Source organism: Kitasatospora sp. GP82 (genome assembly GCF_029892105.1).
Lineage (GTDB): Bacteria > Actinomycetota > Actinomycetes > Streptomycetales > Streptomycetaceae > Kitasatospora.
The window spans coordinates 1-5,236 of sequence record NZ_JARZAJ010000102.1; the positions used below are offsets into that span (position 1 = coordinate 1).

The window sequence follows — 5,236 nt, forward strand, 5'->3', positions numbered from 1 at the left end:
GGGCAAGTGCCTGGACGTCTGGGGCGCCGGCGTCAACGACGGGGCCGGCATCGACCAGTACACCTGCACAGGCGCCCCCAACCAGCAGTTCACGAAGGTGCTGGTTGGCAACGGCCAATTCCAGATCCGCACCTTCGCGGGCAAGTGCCTGGATGTCTGGGGTGCCGGCGTCAACGACGGGGCGGGCATCGACCAGTGGACCTGCACGGGCGCCGTCAACCAGCTGTTCACGATCGCCTGACGCCTATCCCACGCCCCTCACGCGGATCGCTCGCCCCACCAGCGCCCCGGGTCGCTGCCCACCTGCTGGGCAGCGACCCGGGGCGCCTCGCGCGCTGGTTCGGGCGCTCGGCGGCATTCGTTGACGTTACCCCGAGGACTGGCCACCGCTGAGCGGGCGAGCCCACGGTACGCGTCCCGGGGCCGGTCGCTGCTACAGCCCGGCCCCGGCTCGCGTCTGCACCTGCTACTCCCAGCGCATGCCCAGCTCGGTGAGGCGCTCGGTGTGACTGGCGGCTGGTTCTCTTGTTGATCTTGTTTGTGAGCTGGTGTTTCGCAGATCGAGTGGGAGTGTCTTTCGGGCTTCGCGGTTCTGGCTGCCCCTTTTCTTGATCATTGATCTTCGGTCGGCTGTCTTCGGCGGGCTGGTGGCCTGCTTGTCTTCATGGTTGTGGTGGGAATCGCGGATTGTGTGAGATGGAGCGGGATTCTGTGCAGTTGTAACTTCAGCTCCAGAAGGAGCTGCTGGGTGTCATGAAGTGCTGCGTCGGGTGATGGGGTCGGCGCCGGGGGTTGCGGGGTCGGCGGCTGCGGGGGTGCCGAGGGCGGTGAGTTGGTCGTGCCAGTGGGTTCGCCAGTGGGTGCGGGTGGTGTCGTCGGCGAGGGCGGCGTCGACGGGTGTGCTTTGAGCGAAGGGCCACAGGGGCGTTGTTCCGGATACCAGGCACAGGCGGGCGAGGAAGGAACGGCGGACCAGGTCGCGCATCCGGTCGACGGCGAAGGCGAGGGCTACGCCGAACATTGCGTCGTCCGGGACGGTGGGGATGCTCATGATGAGCTTGCGGAGGTCTTTTTCGGACAGGCCGCCGCCGTGGATGAGGCGTGAGCGCAGGTCGTAGAGCTTGGCCGTCGTTCATCGTCGGGGATGGTGGTGGATCCATGTCCACAGGAGGTCGGTAGGTGGTGGTGTGAAGCGTGGCAGGTCGAGGGCCTGGGCGGTGCGTGTGAGGAACGCGGCGATGGCGGGGTGGCTGGCGGGGACCGGTCCGGTGCGGTGCTGGGTGGGGAGTCGTGCCTGGTGGAGGGCCCGGGCGAGGGTGACGGTCTCGGGGTAGGTGACCAGGGGTCCGGCGTGCAGTGCCCATGAAGTCCCGGTGGGTACGACATGGGGGTTGGCGTTCTGCAGGCGGTGCGTTCGTCGTTGCCAGCGTGGTGCGAGGAAGTCCTGTTGGTCGTACCAGCGGGTGGTGACGCTCTGGGCCCAGGTCAGGGCAGTGGCGGCGCCCGGGTGGCGCAGGAGCCGGCGGTGGTGGCGCTGGGCGTGGGCGAGTTCGGGCAGTGCGTGGACGTCGAGGCCGTCGCGGGGCCCGGTGCTCCAGTGGTGGTGGTCCGGGCAGAGGACCTTGTGGCCGGGGAGGTAGGCCAGGGCGTGGTCGGCGGCGCCGGCGGTGCTGCGCCGGGTGCAGGTAGGGCATGCCTGCACGGGCCGCTCGTACGGCTCCAGCGGATACCAGGCCCCTGCCGCGGTGGGGGTGTTGGTGCCGGGTGCCGGGTGCCGGGGGAGTGGGAGGGGCCGGCGGCCAGTCTCGGCATGGCTCGGTGCAGGTGGGCCAGGGGAATGCGGCTGAAGGCGGCGAGGTGGTGCTGCGCCGTGCCGTTGAGTTGGATTTCGGTGGTGCCGGTCGCCGCGCCGTTTCCGGGACGTCCGGTGGTGGGGATGTGCAGGCCGTCCAGGAGCTGGGGGAGTGTCAGCTGGTAGGTGTCGGCGAGGCGGTGCAGGTAGGAGGCGGTGCTCTCGAGTTCCAGCGGCCGCAGCCGCAGGGCGCCCGGCGTTGGCGGCGGTCCGGGAATCGTGAGCGTCGCGGGCCCAAGCTGCTGCTCCGAGGCGGGACGTGTGCCGGTGGTCGCGTGGTGTTGGTCCTGCGGCTGCGCCCGGGACCGGGCAGGGGCGGTTCGGGTAGGGGTAGTGGTGTTCATCGTCGTGGGCCCGGTTTACGGGGTCGGTAGTGCTGTTCGGCGAGGTGGTCCAGGGTGATCGCGTCGAGGGCGGGCTTGGTGATCTTCTCGGTGGTGTCGAGGATGGCGGTGATGGCGGCGCGGCGGATCAGTTGCGACAGGCTCCCGATGCGTCCGGCGGTGCGCTGGTGGAGGTAGGAGGCCAGGCGTGCCAGGGTGCCGGGGCGGTGGTGGTGCAGGTCGAGGGCGTTCTCCATGGCGGTGACCAGGTCGCGGAACGGCGCGGTGGTGCCCGCGGTGGCGGGCAGGGGGTCGCAGTCGACCAGGGAGGCGCGTCCGGCGAGTTGGGCGTCGGCGGTGCCGGTGAACAGCTGGGTGCCGGTGACGTCGATGCCGGCGTAGACGAAGGTGGCGCGGATCTTCTCGGTGAGGTCCTTGAGGAAGTCGGCGGCGCCGGCACCGTTGGTGGTGCGCGGGGTCAGGCGGTGGATCTCGTCGACTTTACCGACCGCAGGAGCTCGGACACCGGCTCTGAACTGCGACGATTCATAGACTACATGTCCGTGACGGTTCATCGCCATCGCCTGGAGTGGTTCTCGACCGCGTCGCCTGGGCGGCGATGCCTGTCTTTGAACCGAGTGGCTTGGAAGGGCAGGCTGAGGGCGAGCCCCTACTAGGTACGCGAGCGGCCCCTGACCGTGTTTCCGCAGATCAGGGGCCATTCGTTTATCCTGTGGCTGGTGCAGGGTTCGAACCTGCGTAGCTTGCGCGACAGATTTACAGCCTCTGGTGAGAGCCTGGGAACGGGGCCCAAGCCCGCGCGACGGCGCTGCAGCCGTCCGCCAGGCGCCTGGGGCTGTCGCCGAGCCTGGCCGGGTGCTTCCTCCGCCCGTCGGGGTCCCTACGACACCACCATGCCGGTGGCTTTCATCATCTGATGGGCCACCCCTTAACCGGAGGGCGGCTGAGTGGGCAGGTTGTTGGACCAGCCAGGGGGCGGCCCGGTCGGAAGGGTGTTGGACCAGCCAGGGGGCGGCCCGGTCGGAAGGGTGTTGGACCATCCGGAGGGCGGCCCGGTCGGAAGGGTGTTGGACCATCCGGAGGGCGGCCCCGTCGGAAGGCCGGTGGGCTGTCCGGCGGGCGGGACTGGGCTCCGGTTGGTTTCGCTCTTGTTCCTGTCTGCCACCTGATCTGCCATGTCGTGTGCTTTGAGCCCTATGAAGGCACTGAACGTCACGAAGACGGTCAGGAAGGCCAGTACGCACACGGTGATGAGTAGTTGCTTGGCCTGGTCGTCGGGTGGAATGGCGGTGGCCTGGTCGGGGCGTCCCGCCGGGTATCGGATCACGACCCGGTCGCCGCGCACGACGGTGGCCGGTCCGCTGACCTCCTTGAACCGCCGCAGGTCCCCGTCGGGGCCAGTGAATTCGTAGATGTGATGCCAAGCGCTGCCGCTGGTGCCACTCTGCGAGTTGACCGTCGTCACCACGTAAACGCCGACGCACCGCCCTTCGGCCGTGATCCCGCTCCCCCAGGCGGCTCGCAGTCGCCGCATCCTCAGGACGACCCACACCATCACGGCGATACCGGCGACAACCAGCAGTCCGGGTATCGCCACAAAGGCCATGCCTGTCATGACTCCTCCTCCGACTCAACCATTGATCGCGCTCTTCAAGTCCGCCTCCGTACCTATGAGTTCTGTCATGACCCGACGCGCTTCCCCTCGAAGAGCCGCATGCGCTGTCGTGTGGCCGGCTCCTGCTGCCGCAGCAGACCAGTACTGATATCACGTCATCAGCTACTGTTCGATCGAACGAGCAGGCTACAGGGAGTTGATCTCGGGGATGCGCCCGTCCGTCGGTCCGGCCCCGCGCGACGGCTAGGGCCTGTGTGATGTCGTGATCAATATTGCGGTTTCGTGTCCGCCCGGAAGCGGAATCCGGTAGGACGCTGTGTGTGACGTGTAGGCAACTCACTGACGAGCAGTGGACGTTCATCGAGCCGTACTTGCCGATCGGCGAGTACGGCCCCTACCCCGAGAGGCTGCGGGATCAGTTCGAGGGAGTGATCTGGCGGTTCCGCTCCGGCGCCCAGTGGCGGGAGATGCCCTCCGAGTTCGGTCCCTGGTCGACCATCTACGGTCGCTTCCGGGTCTGGAGGGACGCCGGCGTCTTCGGAGCCCTGCTGGAGGGGCTGATCGCGGAGGCCGCAAAGCGGGGTGAGGTGGACTTGTCGCTGGTCAGTGTGGACTCCACCACTGTGCGGGCCCACCACGACGCCGCCGGGATGCACCTGGATCCCGACGCTCTGGCTGCCCTGGAGAAGGCCGCCGACGAGGCGGAGAAGGCCCGGCAAAAGGGGGCGGCCAGGAAGGACAAGACGGGCAAGACGCCGCAGACGACCCGGAACGGGAAGAGCGACGACGTATCCGGCGCCGGCGCAAGCTCCGACTGAAAGCCGCCCTGCTCGGACGCTCCAGAGGCGGACAGACCAGCAAGATCCATTGCGCCGGCGACCGGAAGTGCCGCCCGCTGGCATTCGTCCTGACCGAGGGACAAGCCGCCGACAGCCCGCAGTTCATCCCCGTGCTGAAGAAGGTGCGGGTCCGGGTGCCGGTCGGCCGTCCCCGCACCCGGCCCGACGCTGTCGCCGGCGACAAGGCCTACTCGTCCCGCGGCAACCGCGCCCACCTGCGCAAGCGCCGCATCAAGGCGGTCATCCCGGAGAAGAAGGACCAGGCCGCCAACCGGAAGAGGAAGGGCAGCAAGGGCGGCAGGTCCGTCGGCCACGACGCCGAGCTCTACAAGGAGCGCAACACCGTCGAGCGTCTGATCAACAGGCTGAAGGCCTGGCGAGGCATCGCCACCCGGTTCGACAAGACTCCCGAGAGCTACCTCGCCGGCCTCCAGCTTCGCGCCTCGATGATCTCCTGCCGACCGCCGGCTGATCACAACATCACACAGGCCCTAGGGGCTCGTGAGATCCACCCATACCCACGGCTCGTAGTGCCATGAGCGCACTTCACCGACGATCAGCTCGATGGTTACCCCCACTGGCGGGA

At 68.3% G+C, this 5,236-nt stretch carries 5 protein-coding genes and 1 pseudogene; 2 read left to right on the plus strand and 4 right to left on the minus strand.

The window, feature by feature from the left end:
* Window positions 1-241, plus strand: a 241-nt coding sequence (locus P3T39_RS37110) for an RICIN domain-containing protein (protein ID WP_280703739.1), incomplete at its 5' end; no start/stop codon positions are given.
* 510 nt (window positions 242-751) lie between these two features.
* Here the strand turns inward: P3T39_RS37110 and P3T39_RS37115 are convergent.
* The 4 genes from P3T39_RS37115 to P3T39_RS37130 all read right to left on the minus strand — a co-directional run bounded on the left by P3T39_RS37115 (window position 752) and on the right by P3T39_RS37130 (window position 3,811).
* On the minus strand, window positions 752-1,051 hold the full coding sequence (locus P3T39_RS37115; protein ID WP_280703741.1) for a hypothetical protein: 300 nt from the start codon (window positions 1,049-1,051) through the stop codon (window positions 752-754).
* Window positions 1,052-1,132: 81 nt separating this feature from the next.
* Complete coding sequence (locus tag P3T39_RS37120) at window positions 1,133-1,702, minus strand: hypothetical protein (protein ID WP_280703743.1); 570 nt, start codon at window positions 1,700-1,702, stop codon at window positions 1,133-1,135.
* A 490-nt stretch (window positions 1,703-2,192) separates the two neighbouring features.
* A complete protein-coding gene (locus P3T39_RS37125) occupies window positions 2,193-2,756 on the minus strand; it encodes an ATP/GTP-binding protein (protein ID WP_348534431.1) in 564 nt (187 codons plus the stop codon).
* A gap of 368 nt (window positions 2,757-3,124) precedes the next feature.
* Window positions 3,125-3,811 (minus strand): hypothetical protein, encoded by a 687-nt coding sequence (locus tag P3T39_RS37130; protein ID WP_280703744.1) that lies wholly within the window; start codon window positions 3,809-3,811, stop codon window positions 3,125-3,127.
* Between the two features lie 320 nt (window positions 3,812-4,131).
* Between P3T39_RS37130 and P3T39_RS37135 the strand changes: the two are divergent.
* A pseudogene (locus tag P3T39_RS37135) lies at window positions 4,132-5,189 on the plus strand (IS5 family transposase).
* Window positions 5,190-5,236: the final 47 nt, after the last annotated feature.